Genomic DNA, 23694 nt, shown 5'->3' on the forward strand with positions numbered 1-23694 from the left:
TCCGGCTTTCCAACCGGGCCGATTGCTGATTGAGTTCCGCTCATGACCAGCGGGGAGCCCGCCACGCCGACCGGCCGAACCAGCGCGACGGGAGGGTTCCCGCCGCGTGGCGGTCCGGCGCACCGGTTCTACAGCGTGCTGGTCTTCGTCGTGCTGGCCTCGCTGGACAACGTGGCGATCGGTCTGGTACCGCCGCTGTACGGGCCGATCAGCACGGCGCTCGCCGTCCCGCAGCGCGCCGTCGGCTTCGTCACCGCGGCCAGTTTCCTGGTCAGCGCGGTGGCCGCGGTCGGCTGGGCCTACTCCGGCGACCGGACCAACCGCAAGCCACTGCTGATGATCGGCACGTTGATCTGGGCCGCCGGCACGGCCGGCAGCGGGTACGCGGCGAATTATCCGCTGTTCCTGCTGGCCCAACTGGTCGCGGCGGTCGGCCTCGGCGCGGTCGGTTCGGTCGGCTTCTCGGTGGTCACCGATCTGATCTCGCCGCGCCGGCGCGGGCTGGTGATGAGCTTCTGGGGGCTGTCCCAGGGGGTCGGGACGCTGGCCGGGACGCTGGCCGGCGGAATCCTGGGCGCCGCCGACTGGCGCCGCCCCTTCCTGTTGCTCAGCGTCGCCGGCCTGGTCGCCACGGCGGCCTACTTCTTCACGTACGACATCCGGCCGGGCCAGAGCCAGCCGGAGTTGGCCGGGGCGGCGGACTACGACTACCGGATCAGCCGTTCGGACCTGCCCGGCATCGTCGCCCGACGGACCAACGTCTGGCTGATCCTGCAGGGCCTGACCGCCCAGTTCGCCTTCGGGTCGCTGGTCTGGCTGCCGGTGCTGTTCGCCAACCGGGCCGAGGCGCAGGGCTACTCCACCGAGACCTCGGTCGTGGTCGGCAGCGTGTTCGCCACCCTGTTCCAGTTGGGCGGGGTGCTGTCGATCGTCGGCGGGTTGGCCGGCGACGCGCTGCAGCGGCGTACCCCGCGCGGGCGGGCCCTGGTCGCCGCCGTGGGGGTACTCGCGGCGGTGCCGTTCTACCTGGTGTTGTTCTTCGTGCCGATGCGGGTGGACGTTCCGGACGGCGCCGGCGCGGGCACCGTGGTCGGCGCGGTGCTGGCCAGCGTGCTGACCGAACCGACCGTCGGGATCAGCCTGCTCGCGGCCCTGGTCGCCCTCGGGTTGACCTCCGCGAACGCGCCGAACTGGTTCGCGCTGATCGCCGACGTCAACCCGCCCGAGCACCGGGGCACGGTCTACAGCCTGGTGAACCTGGTCAACGGGGTGGGCCGGGCGGCCGGCAACGGCCTGGTCGGCGTGGTGTTCGGCGCCCTGCGGACAGCGTTCCCGCCGCCGCTGAACTTCGCCGTCGGGTTGGCCGTCTGCCAACTCTTCTTCATCCCGACCGGACTGGCGTTCTGGCGCGCCTCGCGCAGCTCGCCCCGGGACATCGCCGCCGTGCACGACCTGCTCGACGAGCGCGCCGGGAAGCGGTGAACGGGAAGGGGCCCGCCCGTCGTGTGCCGGGCGGACCCCCTCGCGCCACGACGGCTCAGCCGCGCAGCCAGACCGTCACGTCGGTGGGCACCAGGCCGTCGGCCGCCACCTGCCCACTGGCGTGCAGCAGTTCGGCACCGGCCGGCAACTCGACCGGGTCGGCGCCGAAGTTGGTCAGCACCCGGATGCCGCCGATCCGGAACGACAGCACGTCGTCCGGGCTCTCCAGCCACTCCAGCGTCCCGCCGCCCAGGCCGAGTTCCCGGCGCAGCCGCAGCGCGGTCCGGTACATCTCGTACGTCGAGGCGGGCACCCCGCGCTGCCGGTCCAGGGCGTACTCCGCCCAGCTCTTTGGTTGGGGCAGCCAACTCGCGTCGGTCGGGCCGAAGCCGTACGACGGGGCGTCCGCCTCCCACGGGATCGGCACCCGGCAGCCGTCCCGACCGCGCTCGGTGTGTCCGCTGCGGACCCAGGTGGGGTCCTGTCGGGCGGCGTCGTCCAGCGTGGTGTGCTCCGGCAGGCCGAGTTCCTCGCCCTGGTACAGGTAGGCCGATCCGGGCAGGGCCAGCATCAGCAGGGTGGCCGCCCGGGCCCGGCGCAGGCCCAGGGCCGCGTCCGGCTGCGGGTCACCGACGCCGATGCCGTTCGGGCGCGGGGTGCCGACCGGCAGCCCGAGCCGGGAGGCGTGCCGCACCACGTCGTGGTTGGACAGCACCCAGGTGGTCGGCGCGCCGACCGCGTCGGTGGCCTCCAGCGATCGGGTGATCACCGCGTACTGGGCCGGCGCGGTCCAGGCCGCCAGCAGGTACTCGAAGTTGAACGCCTGGTGCATCTCGTCCGGGCGGATGTAGGCGACCAGCCGCTCGACCGGCTCGACCCAGGCCTCGGCGACCAGGATCCGCTCGCCGGGGTAGCCGTCCAGCAGCGCCCGCCACTCCCGGTAGATCTCGTGTACGCCGTCCTGGTCCCACATCGGCGGTCGGGGCTTGTCGACCTCGCGACCGGAGAGGATCTCCTGCGGTTCCTTCCAGTCGGCCAGGTCGGCCTGCTTGACCAGGCCGTGCGCCACGTCCACCCGGAAACCGTCCACCCCGCGGTCCAGCCAGAACCGCAGGATGTCCAGGAACTCGGTGCGGACCTGCGGATTATCCCAGTTCAGGTCCGGCTGGCCGACGTCGAACAGGTGCAGGTACCACTGCCCGGGCCGGCCGTCGGGGTCGGTGACCCGGGTCCACGCCGGCCCGCCGAAGACGCTCTGCCAGTCGTTGGGCGGCTCGCCGCCGTCCGGACCCTTGCCGTCGCGGAAGATGTAGCGCTGCCGGGCCGGGCCACCCGGCTCGTCGGCCAGCGCCTCGACGAACCAGGCGTGCGCCGACGAGGTGTGGTTCGGTACCAGGTCGACGATCACCCGCAGCCCGTGCGAGCGGGCCTCGGCGATCAGCTTGTCGGCGTCGGCGAGCTGCCCGAAGAGCGGGTCGACGCCGCGGTAGTCGGCGACGTCGTACCCGGCGTCGGCCTGCGGCGACGGGTAGAACGGCGACAGCCACACCGCGTCCACGCCCAGCTCGGCGAGGTGTCCCAGCCGGCCGGTGATGCCCGGCAGGTCGCCCATGCCGTCGCCGTCGGAGTCGGCGAAGGACCGGGGATAGATCTGGTAGATGACCGCGTCCCGCCACCACGCCGGGGGCGTGGCGGTCCGTGTCGGGGGCGGGGACGTCGTGGAGTCGGTATTCAGGGCACTCTCCCGGGGGTGTGGGCCTGCGGTTCCGCTCCAGTGTGCCCATACCGGTCCGACCGATGCCGACCTGCCGGTCGGTGTGTCGGGGATCACCCGGCCGCCCGGTTTCGGCCCTCGGTGCCGCCGGCCGGCGCGAACGCGACGGACCCCGCCACCCACGGTACGGGTGACGGGGTCCGTCGACGTCCGGCCGGTCAGCCCTTCAGGCCGCCGGCCAGCAGGCCCCGGACGAAGTAGCGCTGGAGCAGCAGGAACACCGTGACGGGCAGGATGATGGAGACGAAGGCACCGGCCGAGAGCAGGTGCCAGGCGGTGCCCCGGGTGCCGGACAGGTTGGCCAGCGCCACCGTGATCGGCGCGACGTCCTCCCCGCCGCCGGCGAAGGTCAGCGCCACCAGCAGGTCGTTCCAGACCCAGAGGAACTGGAAGATGGCGAACGCCGCCAGTGCCGGGGTGAGCAGCGGCAGCAGCACCCGGAAGAAGATGGCGACGTGCCCGGCGCCGTCCACCCGGGCGGCCTCCAGCAGCCCGGCCGGGATCTCCTTCATGAAGTTGTGCAGCAGGAAGATCGCCAGTGGCAGCGCGAAGGTCGAGTGCGACAGCCAGATCGGCCAGTAGCCGCCCATGAGGTCCGCGTCGACGTAGAGCTTGAGCAGCGGGATCAGGGTGACCTGGATCGGCACGATCTGCAGGACGAACACCGCCACGAACAGCAGGTTCCGGCCCGGGAACTTGATCCACGCGAAGGCGTACGCCGCCAGGGTGGCCAGGCAGATCGGGATGATCACCGAGGGGATGGTGATCACCAGCGAGTTGATGAAGTAGTCACCCAGGTTGGTCGAGGCGTCCTCGCCGACGCCCAGGACCGCCCGGTAGTTGTCCAGCGTGAACTCCGGGTCGGAGAACGCCGTCCACCAGCCGGTGGTCTTGATCTGCAACTCCGGCCGGAACGACGAGATCGCCAGCCCCAGGGTCGGGATGGTCCAGAGCACCGCGAGCACGACCGCGACCAGGGACGCCCAGGGCGAGGTGAGCTTGCGGCGGGCCTTGGCCGCGGGGGTGCCGACCGGCGGTACGGCCGGTGTGGTGGTGAGCGGAGTGGCTGTCGTGCTCATCGTCCCTCCGAAGCGCGCAGTTGCCGGACGTTGTAGACGACGATCGGGATGACCAGGACGAACAGCAGCACGGCCAGCGCCGCGCCCAGACCGTCGTTACCGCTTCGGAAGCTCTGGCTGTAGAACTCGTTCGCCACCACGCTGGTGTCGAACTGGCCACCGGTCATCGTGCGCACGATGTCGAAGACCTTGAGCGTGCCGATACCGATGGTGGTCAGGACCACCACCACGGCCGGCCGGATGCTGGGCAGGGTCACGAACCGGAACATGCCGAACGCGGTGACCCCGTCCAACCGGGCGGCCTCGACGACGTCGTCCGGGATGGCCTTGATCGCCGCGGACAGCACCGTCATGGCGAACCCGGCCTGGATCCAGATCATCACCACGATCAGCAACAGCGTGTTCAGCGGCGAGTCGACCAGCCACTGCCGGGGCGTGGCGCCCAGCCAGACCAGGACCTGGTTGAGCAGGCCGATCTGGTTCACGCCGGCCTGGTCGGGCCGGTACTCGTAGATGAACTTCCAGATGATCGAGGCACCGACGAACGAGATGGACATCGGCAGGAAGATCAGCGCCTTGGCGAACGCCTCGATCCGGGCCTTGTCCACCAGGATGGCGTAGAGCAGGCCGACCGCGGTGGCCACGAACGGGGTGACGACCACCCAGAGGACCGTGTTGCGCAGCACGGTGAGCTGGTCCGGGGTGGTGAAGATGGTCTTGTAGTTGTCCAGGCCGACGAACGCGTTGCCGGCGGCGTCGAAGAACGACTGGTAGATCGTGCGGGCGCCTGGGTAGAGCAGCCCGATGGCGAGCATCAACAGGGCCGGCGCCAGGTAGGCGTACGCCACCACCCGGTCGTTGCGGCGGCCACCGACCCGGCCCGCGATGAACAGGATGACGCCCATGACCGCGGCGAAGAGGAGCACCGCGAGAGCCATGTCACCGAACTTTTCGGCAGTGGGCACGGCACCCTCACCTCCTTCTAGGGATGGAAGGACCGGCCGGCGCCTGTCGTGGTACGGGGACGCCGGCCGGTCGAGGAGGTCCTCAGGTCACTTGGGCCAGGAGGATTCGATGTTGTTCACCGTGTCCTGGGTGCTCTGCCCGGTGATCCAGCTGGTCGACTGCTTCCAGAAGGAGTTCTGACCGACGGCGGCGGGCATCAGGTCCGAGCCGTCGAAGCGGAAGACCGACTTCGGGTCCTGCAGCAGTTGCACGGCGAGCTTGTCGATCGGGTTGCTCACCTTGTTGATGTCCAGACCCTTGTTGGCGCTGACCCAGCCCTGGGACAGGCTGGCCTTGAGGTTGGCCCAGGTGTCGGTGGACAGGTAGATCTGGAACGCCTTGACCTCCGGGCGGTCCGAGAACGCCACGTTGAACTCGCCACCACCGAGCAGCGGCTTCTCGGCCGCGGTCTTGCCCGGCAGGTAGAAGGCGAAGACGTCACCGTTCTCGTCGACCTTGGTGCCCTTGGGGAAGTTGGCGGCGTAGAAGCTCGCCTGGCGGTGCAGCGAGCAGGTGCCCTGCAGGATCGGCAGGCCACCGTCCTGGAAGGTGGTGGTGGCGATGCTCTTCACGTCGCCCAGGCCGCCGTTGACGTACTTGGGGTTCTTGAGGAACTTGCCGGCCTCGTCCAGCGCCGCGGTGGGCGCGGGCGAGTTGAACGGGATCTCGTGCTTGACCCACTTGTCGTACTCGTCCGGCCCGGAGAGCCGGAGCATCATGTCCTCCATCCAGTCGGTGACCGGCCAACCGGTGGCCTCACCGCTGGAGATGCCGGCGCACCACGGCTTCTTGCCCTTGGCCGCGATCTGGTCCGACAGGGCGGTCAGCTCGTCCAGCGTGGTGGGGATCTTGTAGCCGTTGTCCTTGAACTCCTTGGGGGAGTACCAGACCAGCGACTTGATGCTGGCACCGGACGGCGCGCCGTAGAACTTGCCGTCGACGGTGGCGTACGCCTTCCAGTCCTTGCCCCAGAACTTGTCGACGTTGGCGGCCACCTCCGGCGGGGCCTCCTTGGCCTTGCCGGTGTCGACGAGCTGCTTGAGCAGACCGGGCTGCGGCACGATGGCGATGTCCGGCGTGTTACCGGCCTTGGCCCGAACCAGGATCTGGGTCTCGAACGCCTTGTCGCCCTCGTACTTGACCTTGGCTCCGGTGCAGTCCTCGAAGGGCTTGTAGGACTTGATGTACGGGGTGTCCTCGGGGGTCACGATGCCGGTGTAGACCGAGATCGTCTTGCCCTTGAGGTCGCCGAACTGCTTGAACTGCTCACAATCGATCTTGGGTGCGTCGGACGCCTTGTCGGAACCTCCACCGCCACATGCCGCGAGCGGGATGGTGAGGGTGAGTCCGAGAACGCCGGCCGCAGCGACCGTCAGGCGCCGCTTGGTGGGGCGGAGGGACATGCGCCCTTCCTTTCTCATCATGCCCCGGGGCGACTGTCGGATCACGCAGCGTGACCGCACGCGGACACCCGGAGCGAATACTCGGGCGCCAGTCAAACCGTTATCGGTGGATTCCGCAATGCCTCAGTTGTGATCGACTCGATAACAATTGAATGACGGGACGTTCACCGAATTGGGATATAGCCAGGCGTCGTCGGTGTGTCGTGGGCGTCCCCTTTTAGGAGGTCGGTGCCGCAGGTCGTCGGCACCGTCCGCACGCCGAGAAAAAAATCCGGTCGCCCGGCACGGTGAACCCGGCGGCGGGCCCGCGGGGGCACGCGAAGCCGCGTTGGCGTGAATAGCTGAATGCGTGACGACGCTCAGCGAATTGCCCGGTTTCCGACCGTCGGAGGCCGGCGGGTCGGCGGGCTCGCGGTGCGGTACGCCCCGTTGGCTCCACCCTCGGTGGTCACCCGCCGCGTCCCGCCGACAGGACCACGGGCGCGGCCGGGCGCGGACATGAAGGCGCCGGGATCGCCGCTGCGGGTTCCTTGTCGGGAGGACAGGGACCCGGGCGCGACGACCCCGGCGGGCTGGGGGGTTATCGGGACGGGGGTGGGGGTCGATCAGGTGAAGATGCTGACACCGCCGGGGCCGACGAGCAGGCCGACGATGATGAGGACGACGCCCCAGAGGATCTGCCGCCGGAACAGCGCGAGCACGCCGGCGACCACCAGTACGACTGCGAGAATCCAGAGAAGAAGGCTCAGCATGTCTATGCGATACCCGACCCCTGATTGACGGAAACCTTCGTCCCGCCACCCTGTTCGTGCAGATGGAAGATGCTGTATGCCTGCTTGATCACCGGGTGCGCCACGTTGCGTACCCGTACCCCGCCCGGGGTCGTGCCCCGCTCGCTGCCCGCGTGCGCGTGACCGTGCAGGGCCAGCTCGGTCGGCGCCGAGTCGATCGCCTGCCCGAGCAGGTACGAGCCGAGGAACGGGTAGATCTCCGGCGGTTCGCCGGCCAACGTGTCCGGCACGGGCGCGTAGTGCGTCAGCGCGACCCGCACGTCGCAGTCGAGTTCCCGCAGCGCCACCCCCAACTGGTCGGCGATGGCGGTGGTGGTGCCGACGAAGGCCTTCATCTCCGGCTCGCCGAAGTTGCTCGCGCAGCGCCCGGCGAACCCACCGCCGAAGCCCTTGGCGCCGGCCACCCCGAGTCGCCCGCCGGGACAGTCGAGCACCGTGTTCGTGCCCTCCAGCACCAGGATGCCGGCGTCCTCGAGCACCCGGATCACCCGCGGCACCTGGTCGCAGTGGTAGTCGTGGTTGCCCAGCACGGTCACCACCGGCACGCCCAGGCCGCCGAACTCGGTGGCCACGCACCGCGCCTCGGACTCCGTACCGTGCCGGGTCAGGTCGCCGGCCAGCAGCAGCACGTCGGCCTGCTCGGGCAGGCGCTCCAACGCCGGCCGGAACCGCCCCACGACGTCCTGGTCGACGTGTACGTCCCCGACCGCCGCGATCCTGATCACCATGTCGGCCCCCTCACGGCAGGTGCTCCACCTCGGTCGGCGCGGCCGCCCGGGTCACCCCGATGTCGACCGCGACCGGTACGTCGGGATAGTTGGCCACCACCAGCCGGAAGATCTCGTCCCGCCGTTGCGGGCTTTCCACCTCGCCGCAGAGCACCAGCGTGCCGTCCCGGCGGACGACCGTGATGCCCTGCTCGGCGGTGTCGGCGTTCTCGGCCAACAGCCGCTGCACGGCGGCCTCGAGGTACTCCTCGCCGCGTTCGCTGTGCTCGGTCAAGCCGTCACCCTCCTCGTGTCCATCGGCCCGGCCGGCGTGGCCCGGGGCGCCGGTACGACCTCCAGCCGGTCCAGCAGCACCAGGAACGCCTCCGCGTACGGCGAGTGCCGGGTCTTTCGGCGGACCCGTTCCCAGTCGATCTGCTCCCGCAACGAGCGGGCCAGCGGCAGGCCGCGGGCGAAGTCGCAGTAGTGCTGGGAGAAGCTCAACAGCTTGTGCACCATCAGTTCGGTCGCCGACAGCACCGGCATGTTGATCGCGTCGACCGAACGGACCAGCGTGTCGGCGAAGGTCTGGTCGGTGACCGGGGTCTCGACCGGCCGGTGGATCAGGTCGACCATCCGGTCCTCGTCGTAGACCTTCACCAGCCAGTCCTCCGGTGGCCGCTCGGCGGTGAAGCCGGCCGCGGTGAGCTCCGCCAGCGCCTGCTCGACGTCCCGCTCACGGATCAGGAAGTCGACGTCGTGCTCGCTGGAGTGACCGCCGTGCGCGTACACGGCGAAGCTGCCGGCCAGCGCGAACGGGATCTCGGACTGTTTGAGGACGGCGGCCACCCGCTTGAGGGTGTGCAGCAACCTGTCGTCCTCTTGGTCGGCCATCGAGTCTCCCTGTCCGCGCGGCGATCCGGCGAAGATGTTCCGTACCCGACATCCCGTCCGTCACACCTTCCACTCGGAGTCGACTGTACCGTTCTGGGGCTTAAGGCAGCTTTCGTCGCAATTACCGGTGGCGCCGCCCCGGTACCTTTGCTGGGCATGGTCCCCACGACGGTCAACCGCCGCGCCGACCGCCGCCGGCCGCGCACGGTCGCCCTCGTCGGCATCGACGGTTCGGGCAAGACCACCCAGGCGCGCCGGTTGGCCGCCACGCTCCGGGCGGCGGGCGTACCGGCGGGCTACTGGCGCAACGCGGGCGGCCGGCGGTGGCTGGACCGGGCGGCCCGCCGGCTGGGCCGGCCCGACGGGCCGCACCTGCTCGGGCCGGTCGGCGCCCTGATCTTCGAGTCCGTGCTGCGTTGGCTGGCCATCGCCGGGGCCCTCGTCGCGAGCCGGACGACCGGGCGGCTGGCGGTGATGGACCGCTACGCGGTCTGCCAGTACGCCCGGATCCGGGCGACCGGGAACCCGCGGTGGGAACCGCCGGCCCGGTTGGCGTACCGGCTGTTCCCGTCGCCGGACGTCACCTTCCTGCTCACCGTCCGGCCGACCGAGGCGTACCGGCGGGTCGAGCGGCGCGGCACCGACCACGAGGAACTCGGCCACCTGACCGCCCTGGACACCGCCTACCGACTGCTGCCGGAGTCGGTGGACTTCGTCATGATCGACGCGAACGGTTCGCCGGACGAGGTCGGCGCGGCCATCCTGGCGTATCTGGACGGTCGCGCCGGGTGGGGCGGGCCCGCCGTCGACCCCACCGAGCCGCCCGAGCCGCCCGAGCCGGCCGAGCCGCCCGAGCCGGCCGAGCCGGCCGAGCCGGCCGACGGGCGCCGGGTGGCCGATCAGGCCCGGCCGTACACCGGAATGGCGGCGCCGCTCGTCGGCGCGGACTCGTCGCCGGCCAGGAATCGGATCACGGTGGCGATCTCGGCCGGCGGCACCCACCGGGTCTGATCGGCGTCCGGCTGGTCGGCCCGGTTCGTCGGCGTGTCGATGATGCTGGGCAGCACGGTGTTGCAGCGCACCCCGGCGGCCCGGTACTCGACGGCGACGGCCGACGCGAAGGCCAGCACCGCGGCCTTGGCCGTCACGTAGCCGGCCGCGCCCGGGAACGGGGCCACCGCCGCCCGCGACGACACGCACACCACCGACCCGCCGCCGGCCGCCACCAGGTGCGGCAACGCCTGCTGGGTGACCAGGTACGTCGGCCGGAGGTTCAACGCGACGATCCGCTCGAACTCCTCGACCGGGGTCTCGTGTACCCGGCCGCCGGCGGCGTACCCGCCGACCAGGTTGACCACGGCCCGCAGCGGTGCGTCGGCCTCGCCCGCCGCGACCGCCACCGCCGCGGCGACGTCCTCGGGCCGGGTCAGGTCCGCGGTGACCCGGACCACCGGGCCGTCGGTCGCGGACCGCCCGGCGGTGGGCCCGGCCGGTCCGCCGGGCGGCCGACCGTCCCGTCGGTCCGGCCGTCCGGAACCGGCCCGCACCGGTACGACCACCCGCCAACCGTCCGCCACGAACGCCGCGGTGACGGCCTGCCCCAGGCCGCCGGTTCCCCCGGTGACCAGAACGCTGCGCTGCACCATGCCGAACACGGTAGTGCGCCGCGGCTCCGCCCGGCGCGGCCGGGCGACCCCCGGCTCCGGTCCGGCGGACGAGGGAAACACCACCGAAAAGGCGGTCCCGGTACGCCGGCCGGGCGTACTTTCCCGAGAGGACGGTGTCCTGGTTGACGCTTCGGCCTTACTGAAAGTAAGTTTCATGCGTGGCGAAGAGTGCGAAGATTTCCGCAAACCAGGAACCGGGCGGGCTCATCGTCCATATCAGCGGACTGCTCCCGTCGCTCTCGCCCGCCGAACAACGCGTCGCGCGGCTCGTGGTGGCCGATCCGGCCGACGCCGCCCGCCGCACCATCACCGATCTCGCCACCGCCGCGGAGACGTCCGAGGCGACCGTCATCCGATTCTGCCGCTCGGTCGGCATGGACGGCTACCCGCAGCTGCGGATTCGGTTGGCCGCCGAGGCCGCCCGCCGGGTCGAGCCGCCGGACGCGCGGGTGGTGGGCGGTGACATCCCGCCGGGCGCCGACCTGGCCCAGATCATCGCCACGATCGCGTTCAACGACGCCCGGGCCGTCGAGGAGACCGCCGAGCAGCTCGACCCCGCCGTGTGCGAGCGGGTGGTCGAGGCGATCAGCGCCGCCGGTCGGATCGACATCTACGGTGCCGGTGCCAGCGGATTCGTCGCCTCCGACTTCCAGCAGAAGCTGCACCGGATCGGCCGGACCGCCTTCTACTTCCCGGACATCCACACCGCGCTCACCTCGGCCGCGTTGCTCGGCAAGGGTGACATCGCGGTGGGTATCTCGCACACCGGCACCACCTCCGACGTGGTCGAGGTGCTGGAGCAGGCCCGGGCCCGAGGCGCGACCACGGTGGCGCTTACCAACTTCCCCCGGTCGCCGATCGCCGAGGTGTCCGACTTCGTGCTGACCACGGCGGCCCGCGAGACGACGTACCGGTCCGGCGCCATGGCCAGCCGGCTCGCCCAGCTCACCGTGGTGGACTGCCTCTTCGTCGGGGTCGCCGCCCGGAACCGGACCAGAGCCCGGAAGGCACTCGAGGCGACGGCGGAGGCCGTGCGGCCGCACCGGCTCGGCGGCGGCCGGAGGCGGGCATGACGACGGTGTCGGGCACGCCGGCGGGTCGGGGAGAGGTCGCGGCGTGAGCCTGGACGGTGGGGCGGTGGTCCGGGTGGCGGCCCCCACGGAGCTTCGCAATCCCCGCAGCACGGACCTGGACCTGATGTCCACCCGGGACGTGCTCGCGGTGATCAACGCCGAGGACCAGCGGGTGCCGGTGGCGGTCGCCGCCGTCCTCGACGAGGTGGCCGCGGCGGTCGACCTGGCGGTCGGTGCGCTGCGGGCCGGCCACCGGGTGCACTACTTCGGGGCGGGCAGCTCCGGGCGGCTCGGGGTGCTCGACGCGGCCGAGCTGCCACCCACCTACAACGCTCCGGCCGGCTGGTTCTGCGCCCACCTGGCCGGTGGCGCGGCGGCGATGGCCCGGGCGGTGGAGAACGCCGAGGACGACGAGGCGACCGGCGCGGCCGAGGCGGACGGCTGTGTCGGGCCGGGTGACCTGGTGGTCGGCCTGGCCGCCAGCGGCCGGACCCCGTACGTGCTCGGGGCCTTGCGGGCGGCGGCGGCGCGCGGCGCGGGCACGGTGCTGGTGTGCGCCGACCCGGACGCCGTGGCGGCCGGCGAGGTGACCGTGTTCATCGGGCTGGCGACCGGGCCCGAGGTGGTCACCGGCTCCACCCGGATGAAGGCCGCGACCGGCCAGAAGCTGGTGCTCAACGCCTTCTCCACGGCGGTGATGGTGCGGCTCGGCCGGGTCTACTCCAACCTCATGATCGACATGGTGGCCACCAACGCCAAGCTGCGCGGTCGGATGATCTCCATCCTGATGGCCGCCACCGGCAGCGCCGAGCCGGCCTGCCGGCGGGCCCTCGACCAGGCCGACGGGGAATTGAAGACGGCCCTCGTGGCGTTGCTGTCAGGTGCGCCGGTGGGTGACTCCCGCGCCGCCCTGGCTGGTGCCTCCGGTCAGGTACGGACGGCCCTGGGCATGCTCGATCACTGAGTTCGCCACCCGACCGCGCCGGCCCGTTTCGGGGCCGGACGGGGATTGGCCATCCGGCCCGGGGGTAATCCTGGACGGCGGGTGAACCGATCGGCGCACGGAAGCGTATCCGTGTAGTGACGAGGATCGCAGCGCCGCGGTGACCCGCGTCGCTGCGCCGCGACAGGCCGGGGTGATGTCCTGTGGTTGGACTGGGCGAATGGGCGCCAGACCGATCGAGGCCGCGCCACCCGCCCTATCCGGGGCCGACAAGCTGGCGAATCACGCCTGACGCGGGCGCCTGACAGCAAACATCGACCGGGCTTTCAGCAAGCACTCAGGCATTCGTGACACTTTCGACTGACCAGATGGAATCCCTGACGCGTCTCATCTGTTGTGTAGATGTCAGCACCAAGGGGCACAGCGGAGGTTACGGGGGAGGGGCCGAGTCGATGAACGCGGGGACGGCGGTAAACCGGGCGACCGGCGCGAATGAGGGGATCGTGGGCAACGTGGAGAAGAAGATCGTGATGCGGACCGACGAGGTCGCCGAGGAGCGCGACCTGGTTGGTGTCTACCTGCACGAGATCTCCCGGACGCCGCTGTTGGACGCGGCGCGGGAGGTCGACCTCTCGAAGTCGATCGAGGCCGGACTGTACGCGGAGCACCTGCTCGGGTCGGGCCGGATCCCGGCCGGCGTGGGCAGCGAGGAACTCGAACGCCTGGTGGTCGAGGGGGAGCGGGCCAAGGACCTGTTCATCCGGGCCAACCTGCGGCTGGTCGTGTCGATCGCCCGCCGCTACGTGCGGTCCGGGATGCCGATGCTGGACCTGATCCAGGAGGGCAACACCGGCCTGGTCCGCGCGGTGGAGAAGTTCGACTACGAGCGCGGCTACAAGTTCTCGACCTACGCCACCTGGTGGATCCGCCAGGCGATCAGCCGGGCCATCGCCCAGCAGGAGCGTACGGTCCGACTGCCCGTGCACCTGGTCGAGGACGTCAACCGGATGCGCAACGTGGCCCGGCAGCTGACCCGGGAACTCGGCCAGGACCCCGAGCCCGAGCAGGTCGCCACGGCCCTGGGCGTGACCGTCGAGCGGGTCAACGAGCTGATCCGCTGGTCGCAGGACACCGTGTCGTTGGACACGCCGGTCGGCGACGACGGCGACACCAACCTGGGTGACCTGGTCGCCGACAGCGACGCCCCGTCGCCGGAGGAGATCGTCCTCACCGCGCTGGAGCGGCAGCGGATCGAAGGGCTGCTCAACCACCTGGACGACCGGTCCGCCGGCATCATGCGGGCGCGGTACGGGCTGGAGGACGGCCGCGAGCACTCGCTCACCGAGGTCGCGTCGCGCTTCTCGCTCTCCCGGGAGCGGATCCGGCAGCTGGAGATCCAGGCGCTCGGCCGGCTGCGCGAGCTGGCCCGGGCCGAGGGCCTGCAGGCCGCCTGACCCCGGGGGCCACGCGCCCCACCGTCCGCCCGCCCGCGCCGCGACGCACGTACGAAAAGGCCGCCGGCCGGTGTCCGATCTCCCGGACGCCGGCCGGCGGCCTTTTCGCTGTCTGCGCGGACCTTCGGGTCTAGCGGACCCGTCCGTAGCCGTACGGTGACATCATGTCGACGTCGGCGAGCTTGACGCTCTCCCCGAACGTCGGCGCGTGGATCACCTTGCCGCCGCCCACGTAGAGCGCGACGTGTCCGAGGTTGCTGTAGAACACCAGGTCGCCGGCGGCCAGCGAGGAACGGCTGATCCGTGACGTCTGGTTGAACTGCATCTCGGCGTTGTGCGGCAGGGACTTGCCGGCCGCCCGCCACGCCGCGAGGGTCAGGCCGGAACAGTCGTAGCCGTTCGGCCCTTCGGCGCCCCAGTCGTACGGCTTGCCGATCGCGTTGTACGCGTAGCGCACGGCCACCCCGGCCTGGCCGGAGACGGCCGGGATCTTGCCCGTGTAGCCGCCACTCGACGAGGTGGCCGAGCCGTACGCCGCCGTCCGCATGTCGTACAGCTTGCTGAGCTCGGCCTCGATCTTCTTCTTGCCGGCATCCATCTGCTTGGCCTGCGCGGTCTGCCGGGCCAGCGTCGTGTCCAACTGGGACTTCTGCGCCAGGTACTTCTGCTGTGCCTGGTCGAAGCCGGCCACCTGCTTGCCGCGGTCCCGGGCCAGCAGGTCGAGTGTGCCGAGCCGGGACAGCAGGTCGGTGGTGGAGCCCTTCTCCAGCAGCGCCCGAGCGGTGTGCAGGTTGCCCGACTTGTACGCGGTCGCGGCGAGGTCACCGACCTGCGCCCGGGCCGCGTTGACCTGCTGTTCGAGGGGAGCCATGCGCTTGGTCAGGTCGGCGCTGGCCGCCTGGGTCGCCTTGATCTCCTCTTTGAGCTTGTTGTACGACTCGACGGTCTTTTCCAGCTCGGTGGACTTCTTGTTGATCTGCTGCGTCAGCTCGGCTTGCGACGGCGCGGCCCGAGCGACCGTTGCCGGTGCGATCAGACCGGCTGTGATGCCGGCCACGGCGATTGCGCGCAGCAGGATCCGCACTGGCGACAAGAACGTAGAACCCTTCTCGCTGGCCGCCACCTGTCGGTCGGACCCGCGCGGGTCCGACCGGTATGGGCAACCGACTCGTCGACGAAACCGCTGGTCCTGCGGCTTTACGACCGGGCCGGCGAGGCGACGGCACCGACCCGGCGCCACCTGTTTGGATGGCTGCTGACCAGGCCGGCCGGACCAACCTAACCCGCTGTGCGGAGAACCAACAGTGGCGGCCACGGTTTGCGCGGCAGACGTCATCAATTGCCCTGATGTCGAGATTACCCAGAGTATCCACAGTGCAGCTCGGCGTTCCCACTGGCGCGGCCGGCGCACAATGACGGCAGACCCGGGTCCCGCACCACCGTCAGTCGATCCCGCAGCGGCCCTCGATCCCGCGCCGGTGCGGTGTCGGATCGAGTTCGGCCGCGTGCCGTCGGAGGTATCTGGTGAAGCCCGTCCGTCCACCCGTCCGTCCCACCGGCCCGTACCGGCCCAGGTCGGGGGAGTCGCCGGTGCACTACGCCACGCCGGAGATCCAGGTGACGGCCGAGCACCTGACCGTCGCCGGCCGGCGCTATCCGGTACGGGAGCTGTCCGACCTGCGTACCGCCCGGGGGCGGCGCGATCCGCTCGGCGTGCGCGCGGCGGGCGCCACCGGCGTGGTGCTCGTCGCCGTCGTCGCGGTGCTGTACGCCACCACCCGGCCGGACCGGCCCGGCGCGGTCGGTTACCTCACCCTGGCGGCCGCGGCCGTGCTACCCGGGTTGCTGGTCGTGCTGGGGCGTCGGCTGCGCCCGCCCGACTACGAGCTGTGGGGGCACTACCGGGGGCAGACCGTGCTGCTGTTCCGCAGTGCCCGGGAACGCGAGTTCGGTCAGGTCAGCCGGGCGCTGCTGCGGGCCTGGGAGGCGGCCGGGCCGGGCGCCGGATGACCGGGCCGGCTCAGCCGGCGACCCGCTCGGGTTCCCGCTCCCGGCGGCGCTCCTGCTCCCGGATCCAGCGGGTCACCACGCGCTCCATGTAGAAGGACAGGAACGGCACGGTGCCGGCGAGCATCACCTTGACCATCCGGCCCAGCGACCATCGGGCCCGGCGGCCGAGGTCGAAGATCGTGACCAACAGGACCATGTACAACCAGCCGTGGGCGGTGCCGACGGTGGCGACCACCCGCGAGTCGTCCCAGATGTACTTCATCGGCATGCCGATCAACGTGAGCACGATCAGCGCCACGCCCACGATGTAGGCCATGACGCGGTATCTGGTCAGGGCAGCGCGCACCTGGGTTCCCATTCCTTCCGCCCGGCCGGTCAGCCGGGGTAGTCGCCGGGCCGGGCGCCGGGGTTGGCGCTCAGCCAGGACAGGTAACGGTTGTACTCGGTCAGTTCGGCGTCGCCGACCGGCTCGGCCGGCACCGCGGACCGGGCGGACCGGGCGGACCGGACCGGGCGGCGGATCCCCGGCACGGCCGACGGTGGGGCCGGTACGTCGTCCGCCGACTCGGCCGGTCGGTCGTCGCCCCGGACGGCCTGTCGCGCCTCACGAAACCATAAGAACACCACAAAACCGGCGAATATCGGCCATTCGACGGCGTACGCCCAGCTCAGGGTGTTCCCGGACGCGGCCCGGCTGACCTGCCACCAGCCGAGCCCCAGGCACGCGGTGACCAGGCCGACGGCCAGCGCGTGCCGGGCGATCCACGCCGGGGTACACAGCCGTCTCATGGGCTGAATCCTACCGACCGTCGCGCCCTTCTCCGACGCACCGTCGTAGTAGTCGCGCCGCCGGCGTACTCCGGCTCCGGGCGACCGGCGGGTCGGGACGGACGGGTTTGGTGCGGTCCGCTCTGGGCAACCGTCCAGTCGGCAACCCATTTCCGACACCCCGGGGACGATCATGACCGAATCCGTACGCGGTGGCGGTTCGCCATCGCCCGGCTCCGACGCCGGCCACGCCGCCAGCCCGGAACAGCGGGTCGCCGAGTGGGACGGCGACCACGTACACGCGGCGGCAGGGCCGGACCTGGACGGCACCGACCTGCTCGGCGTGGATCCCGCCGAACTCACCGACGACGACCTGATCCGCGAACTGCACAGCCTGCACCGGACCCGGCTGGACACCCTCCGGCACGCCGCCGACACGGCGCTGGCCAACCACCTGCGCCGCACGGCCGACCTGGAGACCGAGTACCTCGCCCGGCATCCCGGCCGGGAGATCGACCCGAGCCGGCTGCGGGACGGTGGCTGAGGTGAGCGTGCGCGACCGGTTGGCGCGGCTGCGCCGGGCGTACGCGCCGCACGAGCACCGGCCGCTGGACGGCTACCTGGTGGCCATGGGCACCTACGCGGGGGTCACCGCCACCATCGCCGGCCTGGCCCGGGCCACCGGGCGGAGCATGCCGGTCCGACCGGCAGCCGCCGACGTCGTGCTGTTGTCGATCGCCACCCACAAGCTCAGCCGGCTGTTGTCCAAGGACGCGATCACCAGCCCGCTGCGCGCACCGTTCACCAGCTACCAGAGGCCGATCGGCAGTGGCGAGGTGATGGAACAGGTACGCGACCAGGGCAGCAGCGCCAAGCACGCGATCGGCGAGCTGCTCAGCTGCCCGTTCTGCCTCGCCGTCTGGGTGGCCACCGGACTCACCGGCGGACTGGTGCTGGCCCCCCGGCTGACCCGCCTGGTGGCCACCGCGCTGACCGCCGTGGCCGCCTCCGACTTCCTCCAGATGGGGTACGCGATGGCGCAGCGGGCCGCCGAACGGGACAGCGGCGCCGGCCGGGTAGCCGGCGAGGCCGGCGGCCCGACGGGCCGGAGCGGCTGACCCGTGCCGGGCAGGGACGGGCCCGGTCAGCGCAGGGACGGGCCCGGTCAGCGTTGCATGCCGGACCAACCGCGCGGCGACTCCGGCTCGCGCCTGCCGGCGTCCGCACCGGTGATGACGTCCCCGGAGACCGCGGTCTCGTCGTGCTCGTCGGCGAAGTCGGGGTCCGCGTCGGGGTCGGACTCGCGGGGCGGCTGACCGATCGCCGGCAGGCGCTCGTCGGCCGGGTCGTGGTCGGGCAGGTCGGAATTCATCAGCGGGCTCTCTCGGCCGGAGGGACGGGGGAAGGTGACCGGTCGGGAGGTCTCACCCCGACGAGCCGCCGAGCAGTTCGGACACCTCGTCGACGGCGTACTCGCCCTCGGGGATCGCGTTGATCCGGGTGAGCAGGTCCGCCGGTACCTCGGCGGCGACGGCCCGGCGGTGGATCTCCGCCTGGGTCATCCGCTCCTGCCCCACCCACAGGCCGTCGAGCAGGTCGTCCAGGCGGCGCTGCGATGTCTCGTCGGTCACCCGGTCCGGCTACCCCGCCGCGAACCGGTCAAACACGTGACGCGGGACACCCCGACGACCCGGGAACATCCGGGCCGGGTCGCCCGTTGTGCCTTCCGTCGGTGTGTTCCAGTGTCCCCGGGCCTCACCTGAAATGCCTTCGCGGAATACCGCTCGGCTGGAGCCGCGTCGCGCCACGCGCCGAGAGGCGACCTGCACACCGACATCCGCGTCGCCCCGGGCAGTCGCCCGGGGCGACGCGTTTCCAGCGGTGTGGCCATGTTTCTCCACCCGGCGTGCCGGGGTAACACCGCGGGCATGAGCAAGCGCAGCGAGCGAATCATCGGGCCCGGTGCGAGTGGCCGTCCGGAGCGCAGCGGAGGACGGGCATGAGCGACGAGCGCAACGAGGCGGACCGGGTCGACGGGCGGGCGGAGCACCTGCTGCCCGAGGAGCGGGCCGTCGGCAGCGACAACCCGCGGGCCCAGGCAGCGGCCATCCTCGCCGACTCCGACGTCCGCGAACACGATCCGGACGCCGCACCGGACACCTTCCTGGAACGCCGGACCTCGGAGCAGACGGTCACCCCGTCGGAACCGCCGGACTGACCGCCCCACCACCGCGCCCCCACCACCGCGTCTCGATCGCACCGCGTGGCGGGCGCCCGGGCGGGCACCCGGACGGGCCGCGATCCGATACCGTCACCCCCATGCCCGAGACCGGTTTCCCCTGGCCGATCGAGACCATCCGACTGGACAACGGCTTGCGCGTGGTCGTCAGCGAGGACCGCACCGCACCCGTGGTGGCCGTCAACCTCTGGTACGACGTCGGCTCGCGCCACGAGCCGGCCGGCCAGACCGGGTTCGCCCACCTCTTCGAGCACCTGATGTTCGAGGGCTCGGTGAACGTGGCCAAGACCGAGCACATGCGGCTGGTCCAAGGTTCGGGCGGCTCGCTCAACGCCACCACCAACCCGGACCGCACCAACTACTTCGAGACCATGCCGTCGGAGCACCTCGAACTGGCGCTCTGGCTGGAGGCCGACCGGATGGGCGGCCTGGTCCCGGCGCTCACCCAGGAGACGCTGGACAACCAGCGCGAGGTGGTCAAGAACGAGCGGCGCCAGCGGTACGACAACGTGCCGTACGGGGACGCCTGGCTGCGGCTGCTGCCGATGCTGTACCCGCCCGGGCACCCGTACCACCACGCCACGATCGGCTCGATGGCCGACCTCGACGCCGCCGAACTGGCCACCTTCCAGGCGTTCCACTCGACGTACTACGCGCCGAACAACGCCGTGCTGACGGTGGTCGGAGACGTCGGCGCGGCCGAGGTCTTCGCCCTGGCCGAGAAGTACTTCGGCGGGCTGGCCCCCCGACCGGACATTCCGGCCGCCCCGCCGACCGACCTCGGCCCGGTGACCGGTGGGCCGGTCCGCGAGACGGTTTCCGGCGACGTACCGGCACCCCGGATCTATCAGGCGCACCGCACGTACCCGTTCGGGACCGACGGCTACGACGCCGTGACGGTGCTCGCGCTGGTGCTCGGCGGTGGTCGCGGCAGCCGGCTCTACCGGCGGCTGGCCGACGGCGCCCGGCTGGCCCAACCCGACAACATCGGCGCGTACGGGGTGGACCTCCGGTACGCCCCGGCGCCGTTGATCGTCACCGCGACCGCCCGGGCCGGGGTGACCGCGGCGGACCTGGAGGCCGGGCTGGCCGAGGTGCTGGACGGATTCGCGGATGAACCGGTGACCGAGGAGGAGTTGGACCGGGCCAAGGCCCTGCTCACCACCGGCTGGTGGCGCCAACTGGCCACCGTGGACGGCCGCGCCGACCTGCTCAGCCGGTACGCCGTCCAGTTCGGCGACCCGGCCCGCGCGGCCGACCGGTTGCCCGGCTGGCTGTCGGTGGACGCCGACCGCGTCGCCGAGGCGGCCGGCCGGATGCTCCGCCCCGAGGACCGGGTCACCCTGACCTACCTGCCAGAACGTGAGGTGAAGTCGTGACCCTGATCACCCGACGTCCCGGTCCGGGGCCGGCCCGGCCGTACCGGTTTCCCGCGGTCGTCCGCCGCGCGGTGGCCGGCGGCCAGGTGGTCGCGGCCCACCTGCCCGGACACAACCTCGCCGTGGCCGCGCTGCTGCTGGACGCCGGCGCGGGGCGGGAGCCGCTCGGCCGGGAGGGACTGGCCGGGGTGGTGGCCAAGGCGCTGGAGGAGGGCACCACCCGGCGCGACGCGACCGCCTACGCGCTCGCCCTGGAGGGCCTGGGCACCGAGCTCTCCATCGACCTGGACTGGGACTCGTTCCGGGTCGGTGTGCAGGTCCCGCCGGACCGGCTGGTGGCCGCCGTCGAACTGCTCGCCGAGGCGGTCCGCACCCCGCGGCTCGACCCGGACGACGTCACCCGGGTCCGCGACGACGAGGTGACCGCGCTGCGGATGTACTGGGCCAACCCGGGTCCCCGGGCGGACGCGACGCTGCGGGGTGACATCTTCGGCGCGGACCTTCGGCACGGTCGGCCGATGGACGGTGACCCGGAGTCGGTGGCCGCCGTCACCGTCGACGACGTGACCCGGTTCCACGCCGACCGGCTGACCCGGCCCGGCACCCTGCTCGTCGCCGGCGACCTGGACCGGCTGGACCTGGCCGCCCTCGGCCAGGCGGCGTTCGCCGGCGCGGCCGGGGAGCCGGCCGAGGTCGAGGGCCCGGTGGACGTCGCGATCCGCGACCGGCGCCGGATCATCCTGGTCGACCGGCCCGGCTCGGTGCAGTCCACCCTCCGGCTCGGGCACGCTGCCCCGCACCGGGCCCACCCGGACTACGTCCCGATGACGCTGGCCGGAACGGTGCTGGGCGGGGCCTTCACCTCCCGGCTCAACCATCTGATCCGCGAGGTGCGCGGCTATACGTACGGGATCCGGGGTGACTTCGGGTTATCCCGACGGTTCGGCAGGTTCGTCGTCGGCGCCGGGGTGCAGACCGCGGTGACCGCGCCGGCGGTGATCGACGCGGTCGGCGAGATCGCCCGTACCCGGGCGACCGGGGTGACCGAGGACGAGTTGGCGGTGGCCCGTTCCTGGCGGGCCGGGCAACTGTCGGTCGAGTTGCAGAGCCCGTGGTCGATCGTCAGCGCCCTGGGCACCCTGGTGCTCTACGGGCTGCCGGACGACTACCACGCCCGGCTGCGCGACGAGTTGCTCGCCGCAACCGTGGCCGGGGTCTCGGCGGCCGCCGCCACGCACCTGCACCCGGAGGGACTGACCCTGGTGGTGGAGGGCGACGCGGCGGTGATCCGGGACGACCTGATCGCCGCCGGCCTCGGTGAGGTGGTCGACGCCGCGGGCTGAGCCGGAGATGGGAACCGGTTGGGACCCTCGGGCCCGCCTGGGTAGCCTCGCCGTCATGAGAATCGGCATTGTGGGTGCTACCGGCCAGGTCGGCAGCGTGATGCGACGGATGCTGGCCGAGCGTGACTTCCCGGCCGACGAGCTGCGGCTGTTCGCCTCGGCCCGGTCGGCCGGCCGGGAACTGCCCTGGCGGGACTCGTCGGTGCCGGTCGAGGACGCGGCGACGGCCGACTACCGGGGGCTGGACATCGTGCTCTTCTCGGCCGGCAAGGGCTCGTCCCGGGAACTGGCGCCCCGGGTGGCCGAGGCCGGTGCGGTCGTGATCGACAACTCGTCCGCCTGGCGGATGGACCCGGACGTGCCGCTGGTGGTCGCCGAGGTCAACCCGCACGCCGCCGCGGTACGCCCGAAGGGGATCATCGCGAACCCGAACTGCACCACCATGGCCGCGATGCCGGTGCTGCGCCCGCTGCACGCCGAGGCCGGGCTGGTCGGCATGGTGGTCGCCAGCTACCAGGCGGTCTCCGGCTCCGGGTTGGCCGGCGTCGCCGAGCTGGACGAGCAGGTCCGCAAGGTGGCCGAGCGGGCCACCGAGCTGACCTTCGACGGCGCCGCGGTGGAACTGCCGGCACCCCGGCTGTACGCCGAGCCGATCGCCTTCAACGTGCTCCCGCTCGCCGGCTCGCTTGTCGACGACGGGTCGGCGGAGACCGACGAGGAGCAGAAGCTGCGCAACGAGAGCCGTAAGATCTTGGAGATCCCCGACCTGAAGGTCTCCGGCACCTGTGTCCGGGTGCCCGTGTTCACCGGCCACTCGCTCCAGGTGAACGCCCGGTTCGCCGGCCCGCTCACCCCGGGTCGGGCCCGGGAACTGCTCGCCACCGCACCCGGCGTGACGCTGACCGAGGTGCCCACCCCGCTGCGGGCGGCCGGGCAGGATCCGACCTTCGTGGGCCGGATCCGGGCGGACGAGACGGTCGAGCACGGGTTGGCCCTCTTCCTGTCCGGCGACAACCTGCGCAAGGGCGCGGCGCTGAACGCCGTACAGATCGCCGAACTGGTGGCCGCCGCGCGCTGAGCGCCGTCCGTCATCCGTTGCCGCCCGCCCCGCCCGATCCGGTGGGTGGGCGGACCTTTCCGCCCACCGGCAATCGGTGCGGACTTCGCCGTTACCTTCCGGTCGCGCCGGGTACACCGCGGCGACCGTGGCCCGCGTGACGCGGCGGCCAGCCATCAGGTGAGAGGGGGCGGGGGATGACCACTGTCGGGGAGTTCATGACGACCCGGTTGGTGACCATGGACGGCGAGGACACGCTCTGCGCCGCCGCGCAGGAGATGCGCGACCGGGCCATCGGGGACGTGATCGTCACGGACGGGGACGACGTGATCGGCATCGCCACGGACCGGGACATCACGGTACGCGGCATCGCCGAGGGGCTGGACCCGAACACCACCAAGCTCAACCAGATCATCAGCCAGGACATCGTCACCGTCACGCAGTACGACGACGCGGTGGCCGCCGCGGACCTGATGCGCACCTACGGCGTACGCCGGTTGCCGGTGATCGACGAGGGTCGGTTGATCGGTCTGGTCTCGCTGGGCGATCTGGCCGTGGAACGGGAACCGCAGTCGGTGCTGGCCGACATCAGCGCGGACGAGCCGAACAACTGAGCGGGGCGCAGT

The 23694-nt window shown here is 71.7% G+C and carries 26 protein-coding genes and 1 pseudogene; 13 read left to right on the forward strand and 14 right to left on the reverse strand.

Translation table 11 applies throughout. The annotated features are described in order from the left end of the window. Nucleotides 1-42: 42 nt before the first annotated feature. On the forward strand, nt 43-1482 hold the full coding sequence (locus ACFOX0_RS14175; RefSeq protein ID WP_377545601.1) for an MFS transporter: 1440 nt from the start codon (nt 43-45) through the stop codon (nt 1480-1482). A 55-nt stretch (nt 1483-1537) separates the two neighbouring features. Here ACFOX0_RS14175 and ACFOX0_RS14180 read toward each other — a convergent pair whose 3' ends face one another. The 8 genes from ACFOX0_RS14180 to ACFOX0_RS14215 all read right to left on the reverse strand — a co-directional run bounded on the left by ACFOX0_RS14180 (nt 1538) and on the right by ACFOX0_RS14215 (nt 9135). Continuing rightward, nucleotides 1538-3217, reverse strand: coding sequence for a glycoside hydrolase family 13 protein (locus ACFOX0_RS14180; RefSeq protein ID WP_377545922.1), 1680 nt, complete (start codon nt 3215-3217; stop codon nt 1538-1540). A 197-nt stretch (nt 3218-3414) separates the two neighbouring features. Continuing rightward, nucleotides 3415-4335 (reverse strand): carbohydrate ABC transporter permease, encoded by a 921-nt coding sequence (locus ACFOX0_RS14185; protein WP_377545603.1) that lies wholly within the window; start codon nt 4333-4335, stop codon nt 3415-3417. Then, nucleotides 4332-5273, reverse strand: coding sequence for a carbohydrate ABC transporter permease (locus ACFOX0_RS14190; RefSeq protein WP_377545924.1), 942 nt, complete (start codon nt 5271-5273; stop codon nt 4332-4334). Before ACFOX0_RS14190 ends, ACFOX0_RS14185 begins: the two co-directional genes overlap by 4 nt. Nucleotides 5274-5387: 114 nt before the next feature. Then, entirely contained in the window at nt 5388-6743 is a 1356-nt protein-coding gene (locus ACFOX0_RS14195) for an ABC transporter substrate-binding protein (protein ID WP_377545604.1), read from the reverse strand. Nucleotides 6744-7348: 605 nt separating this feature from the next. Further along, the gene (locus ACFOX0_RS14200) at nt 7349-7492 is read right to left on the reverse strand and encodes a GPGG-motif small membrane protein (protein ID WP_231921526.1); all 144 of its coding nucleotides are present in this window, start codon (nt 7490-7492) and stop codon (nt 7349-7351) included. 5 nt (nt 7493-7497) lie between these two features. Continuing rightward, nucleotides 7498-8262 carry a metallophosphoesterase family protein gene (locus ACFOX0_RS14205; protein ID WP_377545606.1) on the reverse strand — a complete coding sequence of 255 codons (765 nt, stop codon included), beginning with the start codon at nt 8260-8262 and terminating at the stop codon, nt 7498-7500. Nucleotides 8263-8272: 10 nt separating this feature from the next. Beyond that, nucleotides 8273-8536, reverse strand: coding sequence for a hypothetical protein (locus ACFOX0_RS14210; RefSeq protein WP_377545608.1), 264 nt, complete (start codon nt 8534-8536; stop codon nt 8273-8275). Beyond that, nucleotides 8533-9135, reverse strand: coding sequence for a nucleotidyltransferase family protein (locus ACFOX0_RS14215; protein ID WP_377545610.1), 603 nt, complete (start codon nt 9133-9135; stop codon nt 8533-8535). Before ACFOX0_RS14215 ends, ACFOX0_RS14210 begins: the two co-directional genes overlap by 4 nt. A gap of 156 nt (nt 9136-9291) precedes the next feature. Between ACFOX0_RS14215 and ACFOX0_RS14220 the strand changes: the two are divergent. Next, nucleotides 9292-9892 (forward strand): annotated as a pseudogene (locus tag ACFOX0_RS14220) (dTMP kinase); the annotation flags it as partial. Nucleotides 9893-10034: 142 nt separating this feature from the next. Here ACFOX0_RS14220 and ACFOX0_RS14225 read toward each other — a convergent pair. Then, on the reverse strand, nt 10035-10781 hold the full coding sequence (locus ACFOX0_RS14225; RefSeq protein ID WP_377545612.1) for an SDR family NAD(P)-dependent oxidoreductase: 747 nt from the start codon (nt 10779-10781) through the stop codon (nt 10035-10037). Between the two features lie 179 nt (nt 10782-10960). Between ACFOX0_RS14225 and ACFOX0_RS14230 the strand changes: the two genes are divergently transcribed. The 3 genes from ACFOX0_RS14230 to ACFOX0_RS14240 all read left to right on the forward strand — a co-directional run bounded on the left by ACFOX0_RS14230 (nt 10961) and on the right by ACFOX0_RS14240 (nt 14272). After that, on the forward strand, nt 10961-11875 hold the full coding sequence (locus tag ACFOX0_RS14230) for a MurR/RpiR family transcriptional regulator (RefSeq protein WP_377545614.1): 915 nt from the start codon (nt 10961-10963) through the stop codon (nt 11873-11875). Between the two features lie 43 nt (nt 11876-11918). Continuing rightward, a complete protein-coding gene (locus ACFOX0_RS14235; protein WP_377545616.1) occupies nt 11919-12839 on the forward strand; it encodes an N-acetylmuramic acid 6-phosphate etherase in 921 nt (306 codons plus the stop codon). A 431-nt stretch (nt 12840-13270) separates the two neighbouring features. Continuing rightward, nucleotides 13271-14272 (forward strand): sigma-70 family RNA polymerase sigma factor, encoded by a 1002-nt coding sequence (locus ACFOX0_RS14240; RefSeq protein WP_377545618.1) that lies wholly within the window; start codon nt 13271-13273, stop codon nt 14270-14272. Between the two features lie 130 nt (nt 14273-14402). On the opposite strand, the gene ACFOX0_RS14245 is transcribed toward ACFOX0_RS14240, so the two are convergent. Beyond that, complete coding sequence (locus ACFOX0_RS14245; RefSeq protein ID WP_377545620.1) at nt 14403-15365, reverse strand: C40 family peptidase; 963 nt, start codon at nt 15363-15365, stop codon at nt 14403-14405. 497 nt (nt 15366-15862) lie between these two features. Here ACFOX0_RS14245 and ACFOX0_RS14250 point away from each other — a divergent pair, with 497 nt between their 5' ends. Further along, complete coding sequence (locus ACFOX0_RS14250; protein WP_377545622.1) at nt 15863-16282, forward strand: DUF6232 family protein; 420 nt, start codon at nt 15863-15865, stop codon at nt 16280-16282. A 10-nt stretch (nt 16283-16292) separates the two neighbouring features. Here ACFOX0_RS14250 and ACFOX0_RS14255 read toward each other — a convergent pair whose 3' ends face one another. Together ACFOX0_RS14255 and ACFOX0_RS14260 are read right to left on the reverse strand one after the other, a co-directional pair. Beyond that, nucleotides 16293-16640, reverse strand: a complete 348-nt coding sequence (locus ACFOX0_RS14255; protein ID WP_377545624.1) for a DUF3817 domain-containing protein — start codon at nt 16638-16640, stop codon at nt 16293-16295. 17 nt (nt 16641-16657) lie between these two features. Then, complete coding sequence (locus ACFOX0_RS14260; protein ID WP_377545626.1) at nt 16658-17071, reverse strand: hypothetical protein; 414 nt, start codon at nt 17069-17071, stop codon at nt 16658-16660. Between the two features lie 169 nt (nt 17072-17240). On the opposite strand from ACFOX0_RS14260, the gene ACFOX0_RS14265 reads away from it, so the two are divergent. Next, a complete protein-coding gene (locus ACFOX0_RS14265; protein WP_377545926.1) occupies nt 17241-17594 on the forward strand; it encodes a DUF6158 family protein in 354 nt (117 codons plus the stop codon). A 1-nt stretch (nt 17595) separates the two neighbouring features. Beyond that, nucleotides 17596-18168 (forward strand): DUF1360 domain-containing protein, encoded by a 573-nt coding sequence (locus ACFOX0_RS14270; protein ID WP_377545628.1) that lies wholly within the window; start codon nt 17596-17598, stop codon nt 18166-18168. A gap of 47 nt (nt 18169-18215) precedes the next feature. Here ACFOX0_RS14270 and ACFOX0_RS14275 read toward each other — a convergent pair whose 3' ends face one another. Together ACFOX0_RS14275 and ACFOX0_RS14280 are read right to left on the reverse strand one after the other, a co-directional pair. Further along, nucleotides 18216-18422, reverse strand: coding sequence for a hypothetical protein (locus tag ACFOX0_RS14275; RefSeq protein WP_377545630.1), 207 nt, complete (start codon nt 18420-18422; stop codon nt 18216-18218). A gap of 52 nt (nt 18423-18474) precedes the next feature. Continuing rightward, a complete protein-coding gene (locus ACFOX0_RS14280; protein ID WP_377545632.1) occupies nt 18475-18681 on the reverse strand; it encodes a hypothetical protein in 207 nt (68 codons plus the stop codon). Nucleotides 18682-19049: 368 nt separating this feature from the next. On the opposite strand from ACFOX0_RS14280, the gene ACFOX0_RS14285 reads away from it, so the two are divergent. The 5 genes from ACFOX0_RS14285 (at nt 19050) to ACFOX0_RS14305 (ending at nt 23682) form a co-directional block, all read left to right on the forward strand. Further along, the gene (locus tag ACFOX0_RS14285) at nt 19050-19268 is read left to right on the forward strand and encodes a hypothetical protein (protein WP_377545634.1); all 219 of its coding nucleotides are present in this window, start codon (nt 19050-19052) and stop codon (nt 19266-19268) included. 101 nt (nt 19269-19369) lie between these two features. Continuing rightward, nucleotides 19370-20668: a M16 family metallopeptidase gene (locus tag ACFOX0_RS14290; RefSeq protein ID WP_377545636.1), complete on the forward strand. Its 1299-nt coding sequence runs from the start codon at nt 19370-19372 to the stop codon at nt 20666-20668. After that, complete coding sequence (locus ACFOX0_RS14295) at nt 20665-22011, forward strand: M16 family metallopeptidase (protein ID WP_377545638.1); 1347 nt, start codon at nt 20665-20667, stop codon at nt 22009-22011. Before ACFOX0_RS14290 ends, ACFOX0_RS14295 begins: the two co-directional genes overlap by 4 nt. Before the next feature lie 55 nt (nt 22012-22066). After that, the gene (locus ACFOX0_RS14300; RefSeq protein WP_377545640.1) at nt 22067-23089 is read left to right on the forward strand and encodes an aspartate-semialdehyde dehydrogenase; all 1023 of its coding nucleotides are present in this window, start codon (nt 22067-22069) and stop codon (nt 23087-23089) included. Nucleotides 23090-23265: 176 nt separating this feature from the next. Then, the gene (locus ACFOX0_RS14305) at nt 23266-23682 is read left to right on the forward strand and encodes a CBS domain-containing protein (protein ID WP_377545641.1); all 417 of its coding nucleotides are present in this window, start codon (nt 23266-23268) and stop codon (nt 23680-23682) included. Nucleotides 23683-23694 lie beyond the last annotated feature (12 nt).

The sequence above is a fragment of the Micromonospora zhanjiangensis genome (assembly GCF_042650605.1).
Taxonomy (GTDB): Bacteria; Actinomycetota; Actinomycetes; order Mycobacteriales; family Micromonosporaceae; genus Micromonospora_J; species Micromonospora_J zhanjiangensis.

Coding starts and splice junctions, on each gene's coding strand:
- ACFOX0_RS14275 (WP_377545630.1), bottom strand. CDS start 18,422: ATGAATTCCGACCTGCCCGACCACGACCCGGCCGACGAGCGCCTGCCG.
- ACFOX0_RS14225 (WP_377545612.1), bottom strand. CDS start 10,781: ATGGTGCAGCGCAGCGTTCTGGTCACCGGGGGAACCGGCGGCCTGGGG.
- ACFOX0_RS14255 (WP_377545624.1), bottom strand. CDS start 16,640: ATGGGAACCCAGGTGCGCGCTGCCCTGACCAGATACCGCGTCATGGCC.
- ACFOX0_RS14185 (WP_377545603.1), bottom strand. CDS start 4,335: ATGAGCACGACAGCCACTCCGCTCACCACCACACCGGCCGTACCGCCG.
- ACFOX0_RS14290 (WP_377545636.1), top strand. CDS start 19,370: ATGCCCGAGACCGGTTTCCCCTGGCCGATCGAGACCATCCGACTGGAC.
- ACFOX0_RS14190 (WP_377545924.1), bottom strand. CDS start 5,273: ATGGCTCTCGCGGTGCTCCTCTTCGCCGCGGTCATGGGCGTCATCCTG.
- ACFOX0_RS14305 (WP_377545641.1), top strand. CDS start 23,266: ATGACCACTGTCGGGGAGTTCATGACGACCCGGTTGGTGACCATGGAC.
- ACFOX0_RS14260 (WP_377545626.1), bottom strand. CDS start 17,071: ATGAGACGGCTGTGTACCCCGGCGTGGATCGCCCGGCACGCGCTGGCC.
- ACFOX0_RS14240 (WP_377545618.1), top strand. CDS start 13,271: ATGAACGCGGGGACGGCGGTAAACCGGGCGACCGGCGCGAATGAGGGG.
- ACFOX0_RS14215 (WP_377545610.1), bottom strand. CDS start 9,135: ATGGCCGACCAAGAGGACGACAGGTTGCTGCACACCCTCAAGCGGGTG.
- ACFOX0_RS14300 (WP_377545640.1), top strand. CDS start 22,067: ATGAGAATCGGCATTGTGGGTGCTACCGGCCAGGTCGGCAGCGTGATG.
- ACFOX0_RS14285 (WP_377545634.1), top strand. CDS start 19,050: ATGAGCGACGAGCGCAACGAGGCGGACCGGGTCGACGGGCGGGCGGAG.
- ACFOX0_RS14175 (WP_377545601.1), top strand. CDS start 43: ATGACCAGCGGGGAGCCCGCCACGCCGACCGGCCGAACCAGCGCGACG.
- ACFOX0_RS14205 (WP_377545606.1), bottom strand. CDS start 8,262: ATGGTGATCAGGATCGCGGCGGTCGGGGACGTACACGTCGACCAGGAC.
- ACFOX0_RS14195 (WP_377545604.1), bottom strand. CDS start 6,743: ATGTCCCTCCGCCCCACCAAGCGGCGCCTGACGGTCGCTGCGGCCGGC.